This window comes from Sulfurimonas sp. NWX367 (genome assembly GCF_039667065.1).
Classification (GTDB): domain Bacteria; phylum Campylobacterota; class Campylobacteria; order Campylobacterales; family Sulfurimonadaceae; genus Sulfurimonas; species Sulfurimonas hydrogeniphila.
In genome coordinates, this window is the sequence record NZ_JALCZM010000002.1 from 274,690 (window position 1) to 299,705 (window position 25,016).

The 25,016-nt window shown below is 38.1% G+C and carries 15 protein-coding genes; 11 read left to right on the forward strand and 4 right to left on the reverse strand.

Annotation, left to right across the window (positions count from 1 at the left end; translation table 11 throughout):
* Nucleotides 1-31: 31 nt before the first annotated feature.
* From MNY28_RS06075 to MNY28_RS06095, 5 genes are read left to right on the forward strand one after another with little or no spacing between them, the layout of a single operon-like run.
* The gene (locus MNY28_RS06075) at nucleotides 32-1,408 is read left to right on the forward strand and encodes a mannose-1-phosphate guanylyltransferase/mannose-6-phosphate isomerase (RefSeq protein WP_346389214.1); all 1,377 of its coding nucleotides are present in this window, start codon (nucleotides 32-34) and stop codon (nucleotides 1,406-1,408) included.
* Nucleotides 1,409-2,203, forward strand: coding sequence for an ABC transporter permease (locus MNY28_RS06080; protein ID WP_346389215.1), 795 nt, complete (start codon nucleotides 1,409-1,411; stop codon nucleotides 2,201-2,203).
* The gene (locus MNY28_RS06085; protein ID WP_346389216.1) at nucleotides 2,200-3,426 is read left to right on the forward strand and encodes an ABC transporter ATP-binding protein; all 1,227 of its coding nucleotides are present in this window, start codon (nucleotides 2,200-2,202) and stop codon (nucleotides 3,424-3,426) included. The genes MNY28_RS06080 and MNY28_RS06085 overlap by 4 nt, the downstream gene beginning before the upstream one ends.
* Nucleotides 3,416-4,663: a methyltransferase domain-containing protein gene (locus MNY28_RS06090; RefSeq protein WP_346389217.1), complete on the forward strand. Its 1,248-nt coding sequence runs from the start codon at nucleotides 3,416-3,418 to the stop codon at nucleotides 4,661-4,663. Before MNY28_RS06085 ends, MNY28_RS06090 begins: the two co-directional genes overlap by 11 nt.
* Complete coding sequence (locus MNY28_RS06095) at nucleotides 4,663-8,259, forward strand: glycosyltransferase (RefSeq protein ID WP_346389218.1); 3,597 nt, start codon at nucleotides 4,663-4,665, stop codon at nucleotides 8,257-8,259. Before MNY28_RS06090 ends, MNY28_RS06095 begins: the two co-directional genes overlap by 1 nt.
* On the opposite strand, the gene MNY28_RS06100 is transcribed toward MNY28_RS06095, so the two are convergent.
* Both MNY28_RS06100 and MNY28_RS06105 read right to left on the reverse strand, forming a co-directional pair.
* Nucleotides 8,227-9,108: a hypothetical protein gene (locus MNY28_RS06100; RefSeq protein WP_346389219.1), complete on the reverse strand. Its 882-nt coding sequence runs from the start codon at nucleotides 9,106-9,108 to the stop codon at nucleotides 8,227-8,229. The genes MNY28_RS06095 and MNY28_RS06100 overlap by 33 nt on opposite strands.
* Before the next feature lie 101 nt (nucleotides 9,109-9,209).
* Nucleotides 9,210-10,601, reverse strand: a complete 1,392-nt coding sequence (locus MNY28_RS06105; protein WP_346389220.1) for an MBOAT family O-acyltransferase — start codon at nucleotides 10,599-10,601, stop codon at nucleotides 9,210-9,212.
* An 82-nt stretch (nucleotides 10,602-10,683) separates the two neighbouring features.
* On the opposite strand from MNY28_RS06105, the gene MNY28_RS06110 reads away from it, so the two are divergent.
* From MNY28_RS06110 to MNY28_RS06130, 5 genes are all read left to right on the forward strand, one after another.
* Nucleotides 10,684-12,444, forward strand: coding sequence for a nidogen-like domain-containing protein (locus tag MNY28_RS06110; protein ID WP_346389221.1), 1,761 nt, complete (start codon nucleotides 10,684-10,686; stop codon nucleotides 12,442-12,444).
* Between the two features lie 166 nt (nucleotides 12,445-12,610).
* Nucleotides 12,611-16,303, forward strand: a complete 3,693-nt coding sequence (locus tag MNY28_RS06115; protein WP_346389222.1) for a DUF4214 domain-containing protein — start codon at nucleotides 12,611-12,613, stop codon at nucleotides 16,301-16,303.
* Nucleotides 16,304-17,080: 777 nt separating this feature from the next.
* Nucleotides 17,081-17,311, forward strand: a complete 231-nt coding sequence (locus tag MNY28_RS06120) for a hypothetical protein (RefSeq protein WP_346389223.1) — start codon at nucleotides 17,081-17,083, stop codon at nucleotides 17,309-17,311.
* 227 nt (nucleotides 17,312-17,538) lie between these two features.
* Nucleotides 17,539-17,790, forward strand: a complete 252-nt coding sequence (locus MNY28_RS06125; RefSeq protein ID WP_151901194.1) for a hypothetical protein — start codon at nucleotides 17,539-17,541, stop codon at nucleotides 17,788-17,790.
* A gap of 453 nt (nucleotides 17,791-18,243) precedes the next feature.
* A complete protein-coding gene (locus tag MNY28_RS06130; RefSeq protein ID WP_346389224.1) occupies nucleotides 18,244-18,987 on the forward strand; it encodes a transposase in 744 nt (247 codons plus the stop codon).
* A 34-nt stretch (nucleotides 18,988-19,021) separates the two neighbouring features.
* Here MNY28_RS06130 and MNY28_RS06135 read toward each other — a convergent pair whose 3' ends face one another.
* Nucleotides 19,022-19,594, reverse strand: a complete 573-nt coding sequence (locus MNY28_RS06135) for a hypothetical protein (protein WP_346389225.1) — start codon at nucleotides 19,592-19,594, stop codon at nucleotides 19,022-19,024.
* A gap of 259 nt (nucleotides 19,595-19,853) precedes the next feature.
* Here MNY28_RS06135 and MNY28_RS06140 point away from each other — a divergent pair, with 259 nt between their 5' ends.
* On the forward strand, nucleotides 19,854-24,374 hold the full coding sequence (locus tag MNY28_RS06140) for a DUF4214 domain-containing protein (protein ID WP_346389226.1): 4,521 nt from the start codon (nucleotides 19,854-19,856) through the stop codon (nucleotides 24,372-24,374).
* A 76-nt stretch (nucleotides 24,375-24,450) separates the two neighbouring features.
* Here the strand turns inward: MNY28_RS06140 and MNY28_RS06145 are convergent, their stop codons facing one another.
* Nucleotides 24,451-24,651, reverse strand: coding sequence for a helix-turn-helix domain-containing protein (locus tag MNY28_RS06145; RefSeq protein WP_346389568.1), 201 nt, complete (start codon nucleotides 24,649-24,651; stop codon nucleotides 24,451-24,453).
* Nucleotides 24,652-25,016: the final 365 nt, after the last annotated feature.

A 25,016-nucleotide genomic window follows, 5' to 3' on the forward strand; every position in this document is an offset into this window, starting at 1 on the left:
GAAACATTTATGCTAGAAAGAAGGAAAGCTATTGATAAACATCATCTTATGTGGCGGAAATGGAACAAGACTCTGGCCCCTGAGCCGATCTCTTTTACCAAAACAGTTTGTAAAACTTTTTCATAAAAAATCACTTTTCCAACTGACGGTCAAACGAAATTCATCACTTTGCGAGAGACGCATTGTTGTGTCAAACCAAGATCAATATTTTCTGGCGCTCGATCAGCTTGAAGAGATTGCATACGAAAGAGAAAATGAATATATTCTTGAATCTGTTGGCAAAAATACTGCTCCCGCCATAGCACTTTCCTGTTTTGGACTGGATGCCGATGAAATTGTTCTTGTAACACCTTCTGACCATCTTATTAAAAATCAGGAAGAGTATTTGCGTGTATTGCATCAGGCAAAAAATCTCGCAGAACAGGATTTTTTAGTTACGTTTGGTATAGAAGCAAAATTTGCTGAGACAGGTTACGGCTACATAGAAGCAGACGGAGACAATGTCAAAGCATTTCATGAGAAACCAGATGCACAAAGAGCAAAAGAGTATCTCAGGCAGGGATGTTTTTACTGGAACAGCGGAATGTTTTGTTTTAAAGCCGGTCTCTTTTTGGAAGAGTTGAAAAAATATGCCCCGCAGATATACGAGACTGCACAAAAAGCTTTTCAAAACAGAATAATACAAAACACTACAAATAAAATCAAACTTGAAGATATGCAGAGCATACCTGAAGAGAGTATTGATTATGCGGTTATGGAAAAAAGCACAAAAGTAAAAGTAGTCAAATCCGATATAGACTGGTCAGATTTGGGAAGTTTTGATGCTTTGGCTGAAGAGTTTGAAAAAGATGAACAGGGGAATACAAAAACAGAAAACCTTCTGACACTTCATGCCCAAAACAACTTTGTTCATACAGCTTCGAGACTGATCTCTTTGGTAGATGTGCAAGATCTCATTGTTGTAGATACGGCAGACGCACTTCTTATTACAAAAAGAGGCAACTCAGAAAAGATTAAAACTATTGTCAAAGAGTTACATGTACGTGAGAGTGAACTTCCACATACACATGTTACAACGCACAGACCATGGGGAACATATACAGTTCTGGAACAGGCAGAAGGATATAAAATAAAGACAATAGTTGTTAAGCCCGGTAAAAGGCTGAGTCTGCAAAAACATCTTCACCGAAGTGAACACTGGATAGTTTTGAGCGGGATTGCAACGGTCACTGTCGGGCAAAAGGTAGAAGAGATACGTGCAAATGAAAGTACCTATATTAAAATGGGAGAGATTCATCGTCTGGAAAACAGAGGAAAGGTTGATGTTGTCATTATAGAGGCACAGGTAGGTGAGTATACGGGTGAGGATGATATTATCCGTATTGAAGATGATTACAAAAGAGTGTAAATGAAGCAAATGCTGCTTGCCCTGTGGGCATATAGGTTTTTTATTGTCTCTTCCATAAAAACAGAGTTCAAAACCCGTTTTGCCAGAAGTAAAATAGGAGGCTTCTGGATGGTTATTCATCCTTTGGCACAGGTATTGGTATATGCTTTGATCCTTTCTCAAATCATGAAAGCAAAACTGCCCGAAGTCCAAACACAGTATGCATATCCTATTTATATTCTTTCAGGTATATTGGCATGGACACTTTTTTCAGATATTTTGACACGCTCTTTGAATGTCTTTATTAACAATGCAAATCTGTTGAAAAAGATGGCCTTTCCTAAACTTTCTTTGGTTCTGATTGCCATTGGTATAGCATTGATAAACTTTATACTTTTTATGCTTGTGATGTTTGTAGTTTTTGCTTTTTTAGGACATTTGCCGTATCATGCACTCTACTGGTTGCCCCTGCTTATAGGAATCACGCTTGTATTGGCAACAGGGATAGGATTGTTTCTTGGAGTTTTGAATGTCTTTATCAGAGATATAGGGCAGATTATGGAGGTCGTGATGCAGTTTTGGTTTTGGCTGACACCTATTGTTTATATGACATCTATTGTGCCGCAAAAATACCATACCCTTTTCATGCTCAATCCGATGACAGGCATAGTGGAGGGATTCCAAAATATCCTTTTGTATGACAAGGCGCCAAATTTCGGACATTTGTTCTATCCTGCAGTTTTTGCACTTTGCAGCCTCTTTTTGGCAATGCTTCTTTTTTACAGAGCAAGAGAAGAGATGACGGATGTGTTATGAGTAGTTTATTGGAAATATGCAATATCTCAAAATCTTTCAAAGAGTACAGTTCGGAGTTGCATCGTATTGCTTCATGGTTTGGCGTACATTATAAGCCGGCACATGAGAGAACAGTTTTGCATGATGTTTCATTCACTGTCGGGCATGGAGAGGCAGTAGCAATAGTCGGGCAAAACGGTGCAGGAAAAAGTACACTTCTCAAGATTATCACAGGAACTCTGAAACAGACAGAAGGAACTGTTCATATACATGGACGCATATCAGCAATTTTAGAGCTTGGAATGGGATTTCAGCCCGATTTGACAGGTCGTCAAAATGTTTATCATTCAGCAGGACTCATGGGCTTTACACGCCAACAAATCAATGCAGTTATGCATGAGATAGAAGCTTTTGCAGAAATCGGGGTATATTTTGACCAGCCTGTGCGAACCTATTCAAGCGGTATGCAAATGCGTCTGGCTTTTAGCGTGGCAACAATGTACCGTCCGGAAATTTTGATTGTTGATGAAGCTCTTTCTGTCGGAGATGCCTATTTTCAGCATAAAAGTTTTTCACGCATACGGCAGTTCCGGCAAGAAGGTACAACCCTGCTTTTGGTTTCACATGACAAGGGAACTGTGCAGGCTATTTGTGATAAGGCTGTTTTACTTGAAAAAGGAAGCATTGTAAAGAGCGGAAATCCTGAAGAAGTGATGGATTACTACAATGCGCTTATCGCAGAAAAAGAAAACAGTATGCTCAAGCAGATTAAAAGAGAAGATGGAAGAGTGGAAACAACTTCCGGAACAGGTGAAGCAAAACTTATAAGTGCAGGTTTTTTCAACACAAAAAAAGAGCCGGTGGAGTACATTAGTGTCGGTGAAGCAGTGACGCTTGAAATTGCATGTGAAACTTTGGTTGACATAGAAGAAATGACAGTCGGTTTTATGATAAAAGACAGACTGGGGCAGCCGATTTTTGGAACAAATACCCATCATTATAAAAAAGAGATAAAAAAACCACACAAAGGGGAACACTACCTTGTCTCTTTTATTTTTAATATGAATCTTGGAGTGGGTTCCTATTCAGTTGCCATAGCACTGCATGCCGACAACACACATGTTGTAAAAAATTACCAATGGAAAGATCAAGCCGTTATTTTTCATGTTCTTAATGCATCAAAAGAAGAGTTTATCGGTTCATCCTGGCTTGATCCAAAAGTAGAGGTTTTTCATGTCGAGTAACAATTTTTATAAAGCATTTGAAGATGCGCACAGAGGTTCAAGAGAACTGATAAAAAAGAGAGTAAGTGTTTATTTGCCTTTTGTAACAAAACTAAAAGAGATGTATCCAAATGCAACAGTTCTTGATATAGGCTGTGGCAGAGGTGAATGGCTGGAGCTTCTTAGGGAAAATGATGTAATCGCAAAAGGGGTTGACCTTGATGAGGGGATGCTTCATGAATGTTCCCGGCGTTCGTTACATGTAGAGTGTGCAGACGGTATAGAGCTGCTTAAAAAACAACAAGATGAGAGTTTGATGCTTGTAAGTGCTTTTCATGTTGTAGAACATATATCATTTGAAGATTTGCAAACTTTTATAAAAGAGGCCAAAAGAGTACTTAAGCCGGCCGGATTGCTTATCTTGGAAACACCAAATCCGGAAAATATAAAAGTAGCAACAGAAAATTTTTATCTTGATCCGACACATACAAAACCCATTCCGGCAAATCTGCTTGCATTTTCAGCAAAATTTTACAAGTATGAAAGAGTGAAAATTCTCAGACTTCAAGAAGCTTCGCAATTGGCAAAAAAAGAAAATATAACCTTGTCAGATGTTTTGGAAGGAGTCAGCCCTGATTATGCAGTTATAGCGCAAAAATTCGCAAAACCGGAACTGTTGGAAAGGTTTCATGCCCTGTTTACGCAGGAATACGGACTGCCTTTAAGTGTACTTTCAGCAAAATTTGAACACCGTTTAGAAAAGATTGAGGCGAAAGCGACACAGGCGGAGGCGAAAGCGACACAGGCGGAGGCGAAAGCGACACAGGCGGAGGCGAAAGCGACACAGGCGGAGGCGAAAGCGACACAGGCGGAACAAAATTACTACGCCATACTTAACAGCAAATCATGGAAAATTACAAAACCATTGCGAGAAGTGACCAGTTTTATACGTTGGTTTCTTACAGGTGTACGCCATTGGGTAACATTTTCTCCGACAAGTCGTCCAAGAAGAGTAGTCAAAAAAGTTTTGCTCAGTCTGAAATATAAAATAGCATCACAGCCAAAACTGAAAAAAATTAGTGTATATATTTTAACAAAGTATCCAAAACTGAATATGTTGATTCTAAGACTCATAATGCCGCAAACCAAACAAACAAAAACAGATCTGCAGGAGAACAGACAACTCAACTCTCCCCGTGCCAAACAGATATATAGACAATTGCAAGAGAGTATAAAAAAGAATGAAGGTATAAACTGATGCGTATTGTCATAGATATTCAAGGAATGCAAAACCTGAGTGCTTCAAGAGGCATCGGGAGATATGTGAGTGCTCTTACAGAGGCAATACTGAAAGAAAACAGTGAAGATGAAATTTTTTTGCTGCTTAACGGACTCTTTTTGGAAACTGTTGAACCGGTTATTAAGCAGTTTGAAAATTTATTGCCTAAACATCATTTTGTTGTTTTTGATGCATACAAAGGGCATGCCCTCTCAGAAGAAAACGCTTTAGGTGTTGCAGTTTCTCAGCTGTGCAGAGAAAAACTCATTGCAGATTTAAACCCGGATTTTCTACTGCTTACAAGTCTTTTTGAAGGGGCGATGGACAACTCTGTTACTTCTGTAGGTCAGTTTTGCCATATTCCCACTGCGGTAGTTCTGTATGATTTGATACCTCATATACTCAAAGAAAAATATCTCTCTTTTGCACCCTTAAAAGAGTGGTATTACAATAAGATAGAGTCTCTGAAACAAGCAGATCTGCTGCTTGCCATTTCTGAGTCTGCAAAACAAGAGGCAGTGCAATATTTACAAATTGACGCAGACAAAATTATAAACATCTCCTCAGCAGTCGATGCAGAGCTGTTTCAAGCACAAAAAGAGCAGAAAAATCTCAGAAAAAAATTCAACATTACAAAAGAGTTTCTGCTTTATACAAGTGCCTATGAGCAGAGAAAAAACTTTGAAGGACTTATAGAAGCCTTTTCTCTGCTCAAACCGGACATAAGAGAAAAGTTACAGCTTGTTTTGGTATGTAAACTCAACGAGGAAAAGAAAAATCAGCTTGTATCTGCCATAAAAAAATTTCGTCTGCAACCCGAAGAATGTATTTTAACGGATTACATACCGGATGAGGAGTTGATACATCTCTACTCTTCATGTACTTTGTTTGTATTTCCCTCTTTTCATGAAGGTTTTGGTTTGCCGGCGCTTGAAGCTATGTCCTGCGGTGCGGCAACTATCGGTTCTGACACGACAAGTATTCCTGAAGTGATAGGCAGAGACGATGCTCTTTTTGATCCCTACAATGCAAAAAGTATTGCCAGCAAAATAGAAGAAGTCATCACTGAAAAAGATTTTTGGCATTCTTTGAAAAAACATGCAAAGGTGCATGCAAAAAAATTCACATGGAAAAAGAGTGCAAAGGCAACACTCCAGGCTTTACAGGACAGAGCAGTTGCACAAAAAGAGACACAAAATTTTAAAGCAAATACAGACAAACTGATACAAAAAACAGCACTGCTGCAAAAAACAGAAAAACTCACAGAAAATGATTTGGTACATATTGCAAACATCATAGCAAATAACGAAAAGACTATTCAGAGACTCCAGGCATATGCAGATTTTTCACAACCTTTAAAATGGCGGGTAGAAGGTCCTTTTGACAGTAGCTACAGTTTGGCACTGCTCAACCGTGAAACAGCACGAGCTTTGGATGAGCTCGGACATACCGTTATACTTCACTCTACAGAAGGTCCCGGTGATTTTTTACCGGATGAAAATTTCTTAAGAGAAAACCAGGATATTAAAGAGATGTACGAAAGAGAATCGCACTTTGGGGTGCAGTCAGTCGATGTCGTAAGCCGTAATCTCTACCCGCCAAGAGTGGCAGATATGCAGGCAAAAAAAAACATGCTCCATCACTATGCATGGGAAGAGTCAGCATTCCCACAGGAGTGGGTCAAAGAGTTTAACACGCATCTTCACAGTATGACCTGTCTTTCAAAACATGTTGAAAAAATTATGATTGACAACGGCGTAAAAGTACCGCTTATCACTTCCGGCTGCGGGGTTGACCACTGGTTGCGAGTAGGGACAGATACAGGTTATGTTTTAGATGACAAACACAGTTTTCGTTTCTTACATGTATCGTCCTGTTTTCCCAGAAAAGGAGTTGATGTTTTATTAAAAGCATACGGAGATGCTTTTACAGACAAAGAGGATGTTTTACTTATTATTAAAACATTTCCAAATCCGCACAATGAAGTTCATAAGTGGCTCCAAGAGGCAAAAGAACAAAACAGTGCATATCCCGATATTCTCATTATTGAAGAGGACCTGAGTGAAGAACGGCTCAAAGCACTTTATAAACAGTGTGATGTATTGGTTGCGCCAAGCAGAGCAGAAGGTTTCGGTGTTCCTCTAGCAGAAGCGATGCTTTTGGATCTGGCAGTGATTACAACAGAGTGGGGAGGACAGCTTGATTTTTGTTCGCATGAGACCGCTTGGCTCATAGAGTACGCATTTGCTCCTGCAAAAACACACTTTAAACTTTTTGATTCCGTATGGGCAGAGCCGTCACAGGCACATTTGGCACAATTGATGCAAGAAGTTTATGAGACACCCCTTCAAAAAAGGTTGCAAAAAACAGGCAAAGCAAAAGAGTTTTTGTTAAACAATGCTACATGGTTACATGTAACAGAGCGTTTGGTTGATATGGCACTGGCAACACAAACAGACAAAGAAGAAAAAAAATTGAAAATAGCATGGATAAGTTCTTACAATACAAAATGCGGTATAGCGACATATTCCCAACACCTTATTGAAAATATGCAAAATGCAGAGGTGGAGGTGTTGTGTAACTATGTACAGACAACACTTTCACAAGACAAACCAAATGTACAGAGATGTTTTGCATTGGGAGAGGAGCAAACACTGCAAACCCTTTCAGCAAAAGTAAATGAAATGAAGCCCGATGCGATTGTTATACAGTTTAACTACAGTTTTTTTAATTTTAGCAGCCTAAACAGTTTTATAGAAGAACAGACACAGCAGGGCATAAAGATTATAATGATGCTGCATGCCACACAGGATGCTGCGATTACCCCGCATAAAAAACTTTCACAGCTTGTACCGGGCTTTAAAAAGTGTGCAAGAATTCTTGTGCACTCCTACAAAGATTTGAATCGCTTAAAAGCCTATGGACTGGTTGAAAATGTTGCCTTGTTCCCTCATGGTGTTTTAGATTTTACACCTCCGAAAAAAGTTACAAAAAACAGCGTTTTCACACTTGCATCGTATGGCTTTTTTCTTCCGCACAAGGGGCTTTTGGAACTCATTGATGCTGTAGAAATTTTACGTTCTCAAGGTACAGCAGTCCATCTCAAGATGTTTAATGCAAAATATCCTGACCCGGTATCTGATGATATGGTACAAAAAGCAGAAGAAAAAATAGTTGCACTGAATCTGCAAAAGCATATCACACTCACTACAGACTATCTCAGTGATGAAGAGAGTCTGATCGAACTCAACAAAGCAGATTTACTGCTTTTTGCCTATCAGGAAACGGGAGAGTCCTCAAGTGCTGCTGTCCGTTATGGTCTTGCAGCACAAAAACCCATAGCGGTTACACCTTTAGAAATATTTGATGATGTTAAAGATGTAGTTTTTACATTGCAGGGAACATCTCCGCAGGAGATAGCAACAGGTATACAGCATTTGATGCAGCAAATCAAAACAAATGCTCCGAAAATACAGCAAAAACAACAGGAGGCACAACGATGGCGGACAGAGCATCGCTACTCACACTTGGGAGAGAGACTTTCAAATATTATTCAGGCACTTACAATCGCGTAAATCTTTGATCATCTGCAGAGTTCTTTTTTTTCTTGCAGCGTCGATGAGATGAAAATTCGTATTGAAATACATCTCCTGAGGATACATGTAATCATAAGGATTCCCGACAAAAGTCCAGCCGCGTTTGCGAATCTCTGAAGCGATATGTTCATAAAACCATCGTTCCTGAGGATTTTGACGGTAAGTGCTGTTGTACATTAAGGTACTTGGCATAAAAACGACTGTGACTTTTTTTTGTCTGCACCATTGGACAAATTGAGTTAAATATTTCCATCCGAGTGCCTGCGTGTCAAACGCTGCTCCATACTTTTGCGGATGCTTTGCATACCCAAGAACCTCTTTGTAAAAAGCAGCCGTTCTCTCTTTGCGGGAAGTATGGGTCTGATCTCCATAGGCATTTATGTGTTGGACGCCATAGAGCCCTGTTGTGGGCATCTGGCTGTCGCTGTGAAAATACCCATCCCAAAGTCTTTGAAAACGCACATGCCACAGAATGTAAAACTGTTCTTTGAGTGTAAGCTGTAAAAAGCATTCCGGTTCTCTTGAGAGTATATAGTCTATCATTTGCATACCTGGAGTACCGTCATAGGAGTACATAGGATACTCCAAAGGCATGATGACAATGTCTCCTTCGCGAATGACTTTTTTTGCTTCATGCAGTATGCAGGGCAGTTCAATTCCTGCATTGACACCGTCATTGAGTACCGGCATTTCGAAGGCTTTGGCAAGCATACGGCTGTCGATGCCAAAAAGTGCATTGGAACCGGCAACAAGGACTGTTTTTCGAGTGTAAGTCTTCTTTACCAGTGACTCTTTTTGCCGGTAAACCTCAAAAATCCACTGTGACATTTTTGTAGCTTTACCTGTTTGGAAATATACCAGGGCACACCACAGGCTGCAACTCAGAAGCAAAGAGAAGGAAAACCAGAGAAAAAACCGCATACTGAACCTTAAAAGTTGAAATAAACAAATGTCTGCGCCGGTGTGACAGCCATATATTTGAGTGCTGTAAAAAAAGCGATGCCGGCTACAGCACCATGCCAGTTTCTGACACGGATGTGTTTGGTGTGATAGGCTATCATTTCAGAGGAGTTTTTCATAAACCAGACAAGAACAAAAGCTGTGGCAAACAGAAAAATTGTTTGTTTGTCTATAGGTTGCAAATGGAATGCTTTAAAATTAAAAAGAGTGCTGTAGTAGTGCATGGCACTTGAAAAATCATCAGCACGAAACAAAACCCACAGCAAAGTAACTGTAAGAAAAGTAAGCAAAGTGCCAGAGCTTGATCTGGCACTTTCATAAGATCTGGCACTTTCATAAGATCTGGCACTTTTATGAGATCTGAACAAATGCACAAAACCCAACAAAAGCCCGTGCAAAAACCCCCAGAGTATAAAAGTCCATCCCGCACCGTGCCAGATGCCACCGATGGTCATAGTCAGCAGGAGGTTGACAGCCTGGCGTGAGATTTTGACTCTGTTGCCTCCGAGCGGGATGTAAATATAGTCACGCAGAAAATTTGACAGGGTGATGTTCCAGTTTCTCCAAAACTCAATGATATTACGACTTTTGTAGGGTGAGTAAAAGTTTATCGGCAGGCGAATACCAAACAACAGCCCCAGTCCTATAGCCATGTCACTGTAGCCGCTAAAGTCAAAATAAATTTCAAAACTGTATGCAAAAAGACCAATCCATGCCTCAAAAACACTCAACCCCTCTTGTATGTGTGAAAAAGCACTGTTTGCATAGACCGCAAAACTGTCAGCCAGAACCACCTTCTTGAAAAGTCCGACACAAAAAAGAAAGACTCCCGCTGAAAAATATGTCGGATTGAAATGTTTCCATTTCGGATGCAGCACCTGCGGTATAACCTGCCTGTAATGGACTATGGGACCGGCAACAAGCTGCGGAAAAAAAAGTATAAAGAACATATACTCTTTAAAAGAAAAGAATTCTATTTTCTTATAATACAAATCAACCTGAAAAGCTATTTGCTGAAAGGTGAAAAAAGAGATGGCAAGCGGCAAAATCAAAGGCGTATCTGTCATGTTTAAAAAGTAGCTGTATTTGTAATAAACCAAAGGCATCAGGTTTAAAACCAAAATTATACTCAGTAAAACTTTTGCATATCCGGGATGCCTCTCTATAGACAGTGCGAAAAGATAATTGACAACAAGAGAACCAAGCAGTATAAAAAGATGCTGCAGATTCCACTGTGCATAAAAGACAACAGAGGCAACAATGAGAAACCATACACCTGCCCTGTGAAGTTTGAGAACCCAAAATCCAAAAAGAGCCGGCAGTAAAAACAAAAAGATAAAATCATAGGAGTTAAACAGCATACATCATTGTAGTGTTTTTTCATTAAAGCCATGATTAAAGTAACTAATGGTAACATTTATAAATTTTTAACAAGGAAACAATATGGCAGCATTAATTAACGGTTTAGGTGGAGACTCCGGTTTTGGGGAAAATGTACTTACAAGAAACGATGACGGGTATTCTGATGCTATAGACATCACATCAGTTTTTCCAAACGGAATAAATCTTTTTACAAACAGATATACAAGTATGTATGTCAACACAAACGGAAACATTACATTTGACGGTGGACTCTACAGTTATACTCCCGGCAGTATTGATGCCGGGAGCAGTCCGATATTTGCAGCATTTTGGGCTGATGTTGATACAAGAAGCGGTACGGTTGCTGCAAACAACGGAAGCACAGCAACGGTCGATACGAGTTTGGGTGCCTACAGAACATTTATAAATAATGATACACTCTATTATGACAGTATTGACTATACCTCCGCAGTATTGAATTACAATATATCCGCCTGGGATCTTTCAAGCTTACAGGCTTTTGATGAAGATGTAAAAGCGACAACAGGATGGGACACAGCGACAAACCCTGAAGCACTCACTGCATCAGAGAGCCTTTATACATTTTTGGTGCAGGCAGCTGCAGATATCGCAGCACAAACAGGAGACTCCAATTATAATACAGCAGGCAATTCTACAGGTTCCAACCTTGTCTGGTACGATCTGGACCCCGACACACAAACCATTACCGTTACCTGGGATGATGTGGGGTACTATAATGAACATATGGACAAAACAAATGCCTTTCAGCTGCAGTTAAAAAATGTGGGAGACGGTAATTTTGACATCTCCTATATCTATGAAGATATTAACTGGACAACAGGGGATGCGAGTGACGGTGTAAACGGTCTTGGCGGTACAGTCGCAAGAGCGGGTTACAGTGCAGGAGACGGTGAACACTACTATGAACTGCCTTTTTCAGGAAGTGAATCAGGGATGTTGGGACTCGATACCTATGCAGTTGCAGGAACAGGAGACACAGGAATCTGGAAGTTGTCTGCTGCAAACGGAAGCATTCAGGGGATAGGGCTTGAAAACAGTGATGATGAACTGGAGGGGACAGCTGCCTCTGATATTCTCTCCGGAAGAAGCGGAAATGACATTTTACGCGGAGGACTGGGTGATGACAGCATAGACGGCGGAGAAGGCGATGATATTTTGGACGGCGGAGACGGAAACGATGTCTTTTTTACAGGAACAGGAAATGACACCGTCATAGGCGGTGCCGGCATAGACAAAGTCGTCTACACAGATAACTTAAACAAATACAGTTTTACACCGCAGACAGACAGATATATAATAACAGATGATGCTGCAACGTCCACAGATACTCTGCAGGAAATCGAAGATGCAGTTTTTGCAGATGTTACTCTGGCAGTGGAACTGTTGGCAGTTATAGTGGAACAGGAACAGCAGATAGCACGACTCTACAGTGCAGTACTTGGAAGAAATCCGGATAACAACGGACTCACCTACTGGCTCAATGATATGAACACAAACGGCAGTACCATACAGAACATTTCAGGAGGTTTTGCAGGAAGCGATGAATATCTGGCCCGTTTTGGTGCCCAATCTGATGCAGATTTTATAAATCAGCTTTACAATAATATATTAAGCAGAGATGCCGACCAGGCGGGCTATGACTACTGGATGTCCGAAATAAACAGCAGCGGGGACAGAACAGGAATGATAGTGAGTTTTTCAAACAGCAGTGAGTATGAAGCGGCACAGCAGGCAAATGTAGAGAATTTTCTGAACAATGTCGATTTAAGTTCGTTAAATACAGATACACTGGTTATATAAGATTTATATTTCTTTTAAGTTTTACAATGTTACAATACACAACGTTTCACCTAGGAATGCATGCTTTACAATCTAGTCTCAAAGTCTAGAGTGTTAAAATTCAATTTCTAAGCTAACATCTAGCGAGGCTAGATACCTAGGTCAGACTTAATATTAAGGAGAAAAAATGGCTACTAGAGAACAAATAGCTAAATTATATGTTGCAACTTTTAACAGAGCTGCAGATGCGGACGGACTTGCTTACTGGATAAGTGACGGAACGCCGAACACAACAAGTCTGACGGACTTAACAGACTTAGCAGCTGCTATGACAGATAGTGCTGAATATCAGGCACTTTACAGCGGACTTGACAGAGAAGCTACAGTACAGGCAATGTACAACAATCTTTTTAATAGAACAGCAGCAGCAGACGAGCTTGCATACTGGGTAAGCGGAGACGGTGGGACAATCCCTGTTAACCAACTGATCATCGCTCTTATAAACGGTGCAGAAGCAGACACAGGAAGTGCTACAGATGCTGCAGTAATGAACAACAAGGCAACAGTAGGTCTTTACTTTGCAGATATGGGTCTTAATGATGTTGCATTAGCTAAAACTGTATTGGCTGGTGTTACTGATGATGCTGCTACTGTTACGGCGGCTGAGGCTGTTGTTGATGAGCATATACCTGGTACTTTCAGTTTAACTACTGGTACTGATACAATTGAAGGGACTGCTAATGATGATACTATCAATGCTGTTAACTCTTCACTTGCTTCAGAAGGAACACTTCAAGGTACTGACTCAATTGACGGTGCTGCTGGTAACGATACTATCAATATAAGTATGAAGCAAACTTGGTCAGGTTTCACAACAGGTTCTATGAAAAATGTAGAAAATGTTAACTTGACAAATGATTCTACTGCTGCACTGTCTTACTCTGCAAAAAACACAACAGATGTTACAAAATACACTGTAGCTAACACAGCAGGAAACACAACACTTTCAGACTTAACAGAATTAGCTTCATTGGATGTTACAGCTCCTGCAAACACTAGTACTTTAACTGCTACATATGGTGCGGCAACAACAGTTGCAACAGGAACACAAACAGATACTCAAGAGTTAAAAGTAACTAATGTTGGTACAATTAACAGTAGTACAACAGCTACATCTAACGCAAAAGCACTAAGTGTAAATATTGCTAAAGTCGAAGCACTTAACCTTACAACTGCTGGTGATTCAAATACATTAAACCTTTCAGGTGTAACAGATGCTAAAACAATTACAGTAAGTGGTGAAGGTCAAACTGAAATTCAAGCAGTAGATGCTGCTATGACTTCTTTTGATGCCTCAGCTGCAACTGGTAATGTAATCGCTGATTTAACTAATGCTGCTGCAAATTCACTTACTTCAGTTAAATCTGGTGCTGGTGATGATAAGATTACAGTTGATGCTTCTGACTTAACTGCTTCTGCTACGGTTGAAGGTGGTGCAGGTGCTGATACTTTAACTCTTAATGGTACTGGTAAAACTCTTCAAAACACAATGAGTGGTTTTGAGACTTTAGCTCTTCAAACAACAGGTGGTACTTTGATATTCTCAGGAACAAATGTATCAGACATTGCTACTGTTAATGTAAGTGGTTTAACTGCTGGTTCAGATTCACTTGTAAATATGGGAGCAAATGCTCTTACTGTAAACGCAACTGGTGCAAATACAGCTGCTTTCTCTGCTGACAATGCTGCTGCAGTGACTTACAACTTAAATGCTGCTTCTACTGCAACTGCTGCTGCTCCAAGTAATAATACAGGGAATGCAACTTTTGACAGTGCAACAGCATTGACTATTAATGCAGGTGATTTAGTGACATATGCAACTGGTACTATTCAAGCAAATGCAGCAACAGAACTTACTTTAAACACAGTTTCACATGTAGCAAATGCAACAGAAGTTGATACTTTTGCTGGTACAATCAATGCAGGCTCTGCAACAACAGTTACTATTGATGCTAAGGGTCAATTAGCAGGTCTAGCTTTAAATGTGGCTAAAGCAACAACTGCGACTATCACAGCTGGCTCTACTGCAGTAGCTGCCGACACTATGACAATTGATGCAACGAAACTTCAAACATTGAATATTACTGCAAATCAAAGTTTTACGTTGAGTGCCGCAACTGCAGGAACAAGCTTAGATTCTGTTCAAACTATGACAGTTGATACTGCTAAAGATTTCACAGCTGGAACTGCTGCTGGAACTGCTGCTAACTATTTTTCAGATATGGCAAGTTTAACTTTAAGTGGAGACAAATCTACGAGTTCTGCATTATTTGGTAACTTAGGTGCAACAACTTTAACTCACAATGTAGATGTAACAGCAACAGGTCTCAAAAATGGTTTAACAACTGGTGCTATTGATGCTGGAACTGCTGCAGTTTCTATCAATGTTAGTGATGTTACTGGTGCAGTAACATTAAGTACAATAGACGGTGATGCAGGTATTACCTTAAATGCTCAAAATCTATCTGGTGCGTTATCAAATGCTACATCTGCATTAACAACTACTACTGGCAATATTAATATCGATGTTACTAATATAGGTAGTACAGCTACATTAGGTGCATTAACTACAAGTGGTGGTGCAACAGGTGGAGATGTTACTGTAACAGCTACAAATGCTATAGGCGCTGTAACTACAGGTGTGATTACAGGTAATAATGTAACAGTTGATGGACAAAATGCATTAGCAGCTGTGACAATTGGTAATGGAACAACTGCTGGAACAGATATTAATGCTCACACATCTGTAACATACACAGGTACTAACTTAACAGCTAACGGTGTAGATATTGCAACAGATGCAACTTCAACTGCATTTACTGCTACTTTAAATGGTGGAGCACAAGCTGAAACTTTTACTATCACAGGTGGTGCAGCACAAACTAGTATGACTGTAAAAGGTGATTTAGGTGGTGGTACAAACTCTGTGAGTGTAGTACTTGCTAACAATGCAAATGCAACAAAAACACAAACTGTTGATTTGTCTGGATTGACAGGATCAAGTAATACTACAACAACTACAAATACAAATTTAAGTGCGGAAACGGATGGTGCTATTACTTATACTGGTAGTGCTATGAATGATACAGTTAATATTGCAGGTGCATTGGCTGGATCACAAGCAGTTTCTATTACTGATACTACAACAACAGATACTGATACATTGGTTTTAAATAATTCCAGTATTGCTCTTACCAATTTAAGTGTTTCTGGTTTTGGAAATATGACTGTGAGTGCTGCTGCATCAATTAATGCTTCAGCTATTAGTGGTCAAACAATTGCTGTTGCAGAATCTACTAATATATTGACTCTTACAGGAACAGCTGGTAATGATGTTATTGATTTATCTAACATTACTCATGCGACAGCAGGTAATTTAGCTGTTACAGCAGGTGCAGGTAATGACACAATTCTTGCTACTGCCAATGGTGATACAATCACTGGTGGTGCAGGTGCTGATAGCATTACGCTTGGTGCTGGTGCGGATAAACTAGTTGTAACGACTACTACTGACAGTAATGAAGCAACTATGGATGTTGTTTCGAATTTTACTTCAGGTACAGATACTATAGATTTGGCTGGGGTTGCTGGAAGTGCTACTAATTATGCTGAAAGTACTACTGCTAAAACAGATTTTGCAGCTGTTAAAGCTGATGCTGATACTGCTTTAGATGGTACAGTATTGTATTATTTCGGTACAGATGGTACAGATGGATGGTTATTTTATGATGCAGATGGAACTGCGGATGCAACTACAGCACTTGATACGATAATTAAATTATCTGGTGTTACTGATATGGCGTTAGCTGATATCGTATAATTTCTCATTTCTTCTCATACCTTCATGCCTTTGCATGATAATGAGATCAGAAGCTAGAAGCTTAAAGTTTCTATTCCGAGAACCCCTTAAGGGGTTCTCACCCTTCCTCTGAAAAGGGGTCAGGTACCTTTTCTAGGTACCTTTTCTTAACTTTTCTTGTTTTATCCTTAATTACTGTATACCTCCCCAATAATCCAAAATCAATCAATCCCAATCTAAACCCTTAGCAAATCAATTTAAAGTGCTGAAAAAGGGTGCTGAAAAAGGGTGTCAGGCACTATTTTGTGCATTTTCTTAAACTAACCTTTCTACAAGAATGTAACACTATGTTAACCAACTAGCAATTTTACATTTTTATTGTATAATATCTTATGGCTAAAATAGATGAGATAAAATAGATATTAAATACCTTAAGAATATGGTTGAGTTTAACAATAGGTCTTATAGTGGTAATTGTGAGTGGCCTAGTTAAACGATATGACATTGATAAAATTGATTGGGTGTTTTATGCTAGATCTTTTTTATTCTTTATATTGATATTTGTGTTATTATTAATTATCATTAAAATATCAAATAAAACAAAAGAAATAAAGGATTTGTAATGGATGCAAGTATTGTTTTTATAGTAGGAGCTTTGTTAATGGCAGCAGTATTTATTTTTGGAACATACAAACTAGCTTCAGAATAAACACACAGGCAAAACCAAAAAAAAAGGGTGTCAGGCACTATTTTGTGTTACTCCAATTATTTTTTATCTTTTTTATTGTATAATTGTTTATGGCTAAAATAGATGAGATAAAAGAGATATTAAATACCTTAAGAATTGCTATGAGTATAGCATTTGGTATCTTAGTAATTGTTATTGGTAGCATTATCAAGAGATATGATGCTAATAAAATTGATGATATTTTTTGGATTGGTGTAGGTTTTACTTTTTTATTACTTATTTCTATTTATTTAATAATTAAAAAAATTTCTAATAAAACTAAAGAAATAAAGGAATTATAATGGATATAGCAACAATAGCAATATTATTAATTGCACTAGGAACAATTGGTGTTATGTTTTACGGAGTCAGTAAACTGTCTGAAGGGTGAAAAAAAAGGTGCCAAAAAAGGGTGTCAGGCACCATTTTGAGGCACCATTTTGTGCATTTTCTTAAACTAACCTTTCTACAAGAATAAGCATTATGTTACTCCAATCATTCTTTATCTTTTTTATTGTATAATAATCTTATGACATTACAGGAACGGAAAGATAAAGTTGATATTATTGCTAAACTAATTGATTCTCTTTATAAAAAATTGATTATATTATTAGCAATTGATGGAGCGTTTGGTACATATGCGCTAAAATATATAGCAGATTCAAATATGGTTGGATATGTATTTGCTGTTATTTTTATATTTGTATCAATAGCAATTTTTGTTACTTATATAAAAATGAATTTATCAACTAAAAAACTTGAAAGGATATCTGATGAATGAAATAGGAATCTTAATAATACCACTAGGTTTTATATTTGCTGCTATTATAGGTTTTTTAGCTGTTAAAAAGCATTGGAAAATTGCAGACTGGGTTTAAAAAAAAAGGTGCCAGGCACCATTTTGCTTTAGTATTGATTGCTATTGACTCATCTTTAGTTGCATGGTTATTTAATCATACAGTAATTAATATGAAAAGCGTTGTTGTTTTATTCCTTATTTGTATAATTACAATAAATATTCTTATATTGTTTAGATTTATTCTAGTAAAAATTAAATCACTGAAGGATTTATAATGGAACTATTATTTATTGGATTAGCAGTTGTCTTAACAGCGTTGTTTTATATGATATACAAACTTATTAATTTTAAATTAAATTAAACAAAAAGGTGACAGGAACAAAAAAAAAGTGCCAAAAAAAAGGTGCCAGGCACCATTTTGTGCTATAATCTTTCATGCCAAGAAAAGAAAGATACGCAGAACCCGGAATATATCATATAATCAATCGTGGAACAGAAAGACGTGACATTTTTTTAGAGCCGGAAGATTATGACTACTTTTTGTTTTTATTAACAAAAGCAAAAAAAGACTACACGCTTACACATCATGCATTTTGCCTCATGACAAACCATTACCATCTGCTTTTAGAAACACACGAACACAATTTATCAAAAGTTATGCAGTTTATCAATGATAAATATGCAAAATATTATAACAAAAAGTACACAAGAGTCGGACATTTCTGGCAAGGAAGATTTAAATCTTACCCTTTATTTGATGATGCACACTTTTGGATTGTCGCAAAATATATAGAAAGAAACCCCATAAAAGCAAAAATGGTTACAGAGGTAAAAAACTATAAATTTCAATCTTTTTTTCAATGGAAATACGACTATATATATCTAACTCTTTTGGAAAATTCAAAAATATATGACATGACACTCAGTGAATATGAAAACTATATACAAAGCGAACAGGACATTGATGCTATAGACATAGTATATAAGGCTCCAAAACTGACAACAGTCAATGGAAAACTGAAAATGTTAACTAAAAGGTTAGAAACTTTTTTCAATTTTGACACTGATGCAAACAGAAATGAAAATATAAAAAAAGCTTTTGATTATGGGTACACTAAAAGTGAAATTGCAAAGTTTTTGTCGCTAAGCCATTCTTCAGTTCACAGAATACTTGTATAAAAAAGGATGAAGCTGTCAAGAATACATCCAAATGTTATATCTGCAACAATGTTAACAGAGGGCTACTCTCAATACTGCTGTATTTTATATTTAAAAACCTTTGGGTCAAGTCTAATAAATCGGAAGTAGAGGTTTCTTCCTCGTTGCCTGTTGGCATCTCTTTTTTTAAAACTTCACCGAGTGTTAGTTTTGTCTCTTCTTGTGGAATTATGGCAGATATTTTTTGTGCTGCATCGAAGTAGTTTGCTGGTTTTTCTATATTTTTTTCTATATTTTCTGCAATTTTCATATAGCTGTGATTGCCTGTTGTTTGAGTAGTGTCACCATATTTGAGTATAGCATCTATAGATGGAGCTCCAGTGGTATAGCCATTACTTTGTAACAGATGGATTGCTTTTAGAGTATCATCCTTTTGTAGACCTAAATCTTTTAATGCATTATTGTACTCAAATGTTGAAACACCTGTTATTTGTGAGCGTTGATGAATTTCGTAAAAATTTTCTAAAGCTTTTTGAAATGTTGTATCACTCTTTTGAGGTTTATCTGCTTTTGTAGAAGTTGTCTGTATACCCGTGCTTGATGCAAGGAGATTGTTGTTAATACTCATGCTCGTCATCCCTCTAAAATTTTAAAAAATAAAAGCAATATTTATTCCAATAAAAGAAATCTAAGAAAAGGCAAAAGGCACTATTTTGAGACTTTTTTAAAATGTCAATACAAAAACTCAAACAAGTAAAGTGATATTTTATTGCTACATCTAACTTAGATACCACGCTAAACTTAATAAAACATTTAGTTTCATAGTAGTATACTTTTCTTATGTTGGTATTAAGTTATCTTAAGATTTAAAAAATGAGGAGTATATTATGGCAACTATAAAAGAACAATTAACACAATTATACATAGCATATTTTAACCGTGCACCAGATGCGGACGGTCTGACATATTGGTTGGATCAAATGCAAAATACGGGAATGGATTATGATGCCATTGCACAGAACTGGTCTACCGAGCAACAGGAGTTTACTGATTTATATGGTGACAATCTGACAAATGATGAGTTTGTGGCTAAGGTCTATGAACATGTTTTAGGGCGTGCACCTGATGCTGATGGCTTGGCATACTGGTCTTCAGAACTTTCAAGCGGTACATTAAATACCGGAAATTTGGTACAGGCAGTTGTAGCGGGTGCGAGTGCACCGACGGGGAGTCTGACAGATGCTTTAACATTGACAAACAGAACGGATGCCGGTTTAACCTTGGCAAATGCCGGCATTAACAACATTGATCTGGCTAAAAAAGTGGTTCTCGCGGTGAATCATAAACCAGAAACAGTTTCTATAGCAAAAAGTGTTATCAGTATTGCTGCAAAAGAAGTGGAACAAGCAGGAGGGGAGGATGCTGCGGACTTAAGCGGTGCTATTACAACGCTCGACACGGTGCATACAATGCTGACTGACACAACGCAGGCAACTACACTTGACAATACATTGGCAAATTTAGAGACTTTGTTGCAAAAAACAGAAGAAGCAGTAGTTGCAGGAACAGTTACAGATGTGGCATCTGTTTTGGCAGCAACGGCAACAACGGTAGAAGCCGCATCAGTTGACCCTACATTTGTTGAAAATCCGGACACTTTGGCAACAAGTCTGGTAGAAAATCCGGACAGCGTGGTAACCGAGGCAACAACCACTATAGAAGATGCCAACAATCCGACACCGACACCAACTCCACCGCCACCACCGCCGGCAGATACAACGCCGCCGACTATGCTCTCTGCCGTTGTAAACAGTGATGGAGATGTAGTGATAACCTACAGTGAAAGTGTGGCAAGTTCGACTGTGGAAGCGGGGGATTATGCGGTAAGCATAGATGGTACGTCAACAACACCTGTTGCAGCAACTGTAAGTACAAATACGGTAACATTGACAATGCCGACAAAAATTTTAGCTTCATCAACTGTTACTGATGTAGTCTATACTGCTTCAAACGGTACGGCAAACTCCATTAAGGATGCTTCAGGCAATGCAGCTATAGACCAAACACTCGCAACTGTTACAAATAATTCAATATGGTACACTATAGCTGAGTTAACTGCTGCAACTCCAACTCCAACAACATATGCTGTTTTAGATACTGCAGCAAATGCTGCTGCTGATGCGTCAACTGGTACTTATATTACAGGAAATATTAATGTTACTCTTACCGATGCAGCAACAATCGCACAGCTTACAACTATTGATGCTGCTACAAGTGGTACACTGACATATACAGCCATTACCGATACTGCGGCAAATCTTGCTACAAATACAGGTGGATACTTGACAGGTGCTGTTAATGCTACTGTTACTGATACAGGTTCAGTAGCAGCAGCAGATTTAAATACAATAGATGCTGCCACAACAGGTACAGTTGATGCGAGTAATGTAAGTACTGTTACAGGCATTTCCTCTGATGTAACAGCTCTTGTAACATCTGGAGTTATTCTAAGTGGGAGTGAGGCTATTACTCTTACTGATGCAGCAGGTGCAACAGTAGCGGCTGCCGATCTAGCAGCAATTGATGCAGCTACAGGTGGAACAGTTACAATTACAAATGTAAACAATTCAACATTTACAGTAACAGGTTCACTCACAGATGTATCTACTATTGTAAGTTTACTCGGTGCAACAACAGCTATTACTTTAACCGATACAACAGTGGCAGCCGCAGATGTAAATACTTTAGATGCTTCAGTCGGAACTATAGATGCGACAGCTGCTACAACAATTACAGGTAATTTAGCTGATGTAAATACTTTTATTTCAAATGTAACTTATACAAATACAGCAAATGTTACACTCTCAGATACAACATTAGCAGCCGCAGATGTAAATACTTTAGATGCTTCAGTCGGAACTATAGATGCGACAGCTGCTACAACAATTACAGGAACAACAACAGATGTAAAAGCATTAATCGATGCGAACACAGTATTTGCTCCATCTGTAAATATAACTCTGACAGATGCCGCAAATGCAACAGTAGCGGCTGCCGATCTAGCAGCAATTGATGCAGCTACAGGTGGAACAGTTACAATTACAAATTCAGTTATCATTAACGGCACAGCTGATGGTTCATCGACAGCAGATGCAATAGATGTTAGTGGCATTACATTTACATCTTCAGCGGTTACCATTAATGGTAATGATGGTGATGATAAAATCATTGGTGGGATTGAAGCAGATACCATTAATGGCGGAGATGGCAATGACATTATTCGTGGCGGTGCTGGAGTTGATACTATTAATGGTGATGCAGGTGATGATACATTTGTTGTACTTGGGGTGATTGGTGCCAGTGATTATACGACAGCAGATGTGACAAGTAATACGGGTGCTTATGCACTTGGATTGGCAAATCTTATAGATACCGGACTTACTACAAGTGATAGTGGACTGAATGCAGATGGTGTGACTTATGATGGAAGTGGTGAAACGTATGCCGGTGGTACCGGAACAAATGTTATAGAAGTTTGGGGTAATGCAAATCTAGCAAATGCTACTGTATCAAATATTAATTCATTTGATGTTCATTCTGATTTGACTTTATCTGCTTCACAACTTTTATATATGCTTAATACTGATGGTATTAAAAGTACATTAAATTTAATGGATGCAACATCTACTGTAAATATTACTGGTGTAACTCAGTCAACAGGATTAGCGCTGCTTCAAGCTTTTACACCTGCTATGGATATTGCAAATATGGATTTAACACAGGGAAGTATGCCTACAATAGCATTTGATTTATACTCTTTATCAAATACTACGGCCACTTCATATACTATTAAGCCGGAAGATATAGTTGATTTAGCTAATTTAGCTAATGGTACACAAACAACTTTACAAGATGCAGGGGGGGAAAATTCTGTTATGTCAGTAGCACCTGGTTCGACAATAACAACAGTGAATGCATCTGATGGAAATGACATAATTGTTGCAGGTAATATGAGCAGTAGTGTAACAGTTGATGGCGGAGCAGATGATGATATTTTAGTTTACGCAAGTCAAGCAGCAACGGATTTAGATCATGTCACAAATGTAGAGATTATTTCTTTAAGTGGTGGTGCAGCTACTATTACAACTGTTGATGGATTTAATGATATTAATGTACAACAAGCAGGAGTTACAATTAATGCTAAAGATATAACTGGAGCATTAACTTTTGATGCTTCTGCAGAAACAAGTAGTAGTGGAACAATTACTGCAGCAGGATTTTTTACTGTTATGGGTTCTGCACAAGCGGATACTATAACAGGTGGTGATGGTAGTGATACCTTCTATGCAGATGATACAGATGTTATAGATGGTGGAAGTAACTATACACTTGATAGAGCTAACGGAAGTAATGGTGATACAGTAATTTTTGATGCAGCAGTAGCTAGTGCAAACTTACTTGATACCAATTTAGCAAATATTGAAACTATTGTTGTAACAGATATAGGAGCTGATGGTACTGAAGTATATGACTTCTCTGCACAAAGTGAAAGTTTATTTATCAATGTTGTTGCAGGAAAAGATAATGCAGGAGCTGATATAACAACAGGTACAACCATTAAAGGGGGAACAGCAGCAGATACTATCATTGGTGGTGCAGGAGATGATACTATTACTGGTGATGCTGGAGATGATATTATTATACTTGGAGCTGGTGCAGATACAGTCACTGTTGATGCAGGAACAGACTCCCTTAGTAACCTTGCTACTGCAGATACTTTAACTGTTAATGCTAGTGCAATAGCAAATATTACAAGTGCAAATGGTAATATATTAGATATGACAACACTTACAGGTTATACAAACAACGGAACAGTTGTATTAAATAATACAGGTGGAGCAACTGCAGCAATCAAAGGTGGTGCAGGTATTGAGCAAATTATTGCTGGTGCAAATGGTGATACTATTACAGGTGGTGCTGGTGCTGATGCTATTACAATGGGTACTGGTAATGATACTGCCATTATAGCAGCTGCAGGAGATACTGGAACATTAACCTATAGTGATGTTGATAGTAGTGGAACTGTAAATGATACAGATACTGTAACAGGTGCATTTGATGTAATTACAAGTTTTACGACTTATGCTTCAAACAATAATGCAGATGGTGATGATTTAGTCATCTCATCTGTAAATAGTGCATCTGCAAGTGGTGATATTCTTACAGGTTTGAATGCAAATGAATATCAAATACTTCAAGGAACTTGGGATGCTACAAATGCGAAATTTACTATAGATAGTACAAATGGAACAGACCAACTTATAGCATTTGATGATGGAACAAACGATGTTGCTGTTGTTCTCTTAGGTATAACTGATTTTGATGCTACACAAGATTTTGGACAATAATTTATAATTTTATCCAAAAAAGGTGCCCAAGGTGCCAAAAAAAAGGTGCCAGGCACTATTTTGTGTTTTTATATTTTTAAACAATAGCTATATCTAATCTTTTTCCAAGTACAGATGTAGCTGATTCTAGTGTTTGCAGTGTCATAGAGTGGTTTTGAGGATTTAACAACCTATCAACAACTGCTCTACTTGTGTTCATCATTTTAGCCATTTTTGTTTTTGTTATTTTTTGAGCTTCCATCTCTTGCTTTATTTGATATGCTATTACTCTTTTTATAGCTGTTGTTTAAAAAAGGGTGTCAGGCACCATTTTGTGCATTCCCTTTTTTTCTTTCTTTTTTCACAGAAAATCTTCTTATGTTAAGCAAACCGCATTTTTATCCTTTTTATTGTATAATCAACTATGTATGAATTACTAAAAAATATAGGATTAGGATTATTTGTTAATGGTACTTATGCAATTATGAATTCTGATATTAATTTACATACGATTTCAATTACTGCAGGTTCTATATTAATTATGGCAACAATGATACATTTTGAAAAAAGGAGTAAATAATGGATGGACAAACAATTATTTCAGTGGTTACTTTAGTCTTAGTTATTTTTTCAACTTATCTATTAATAAAAGAAAAATTACAA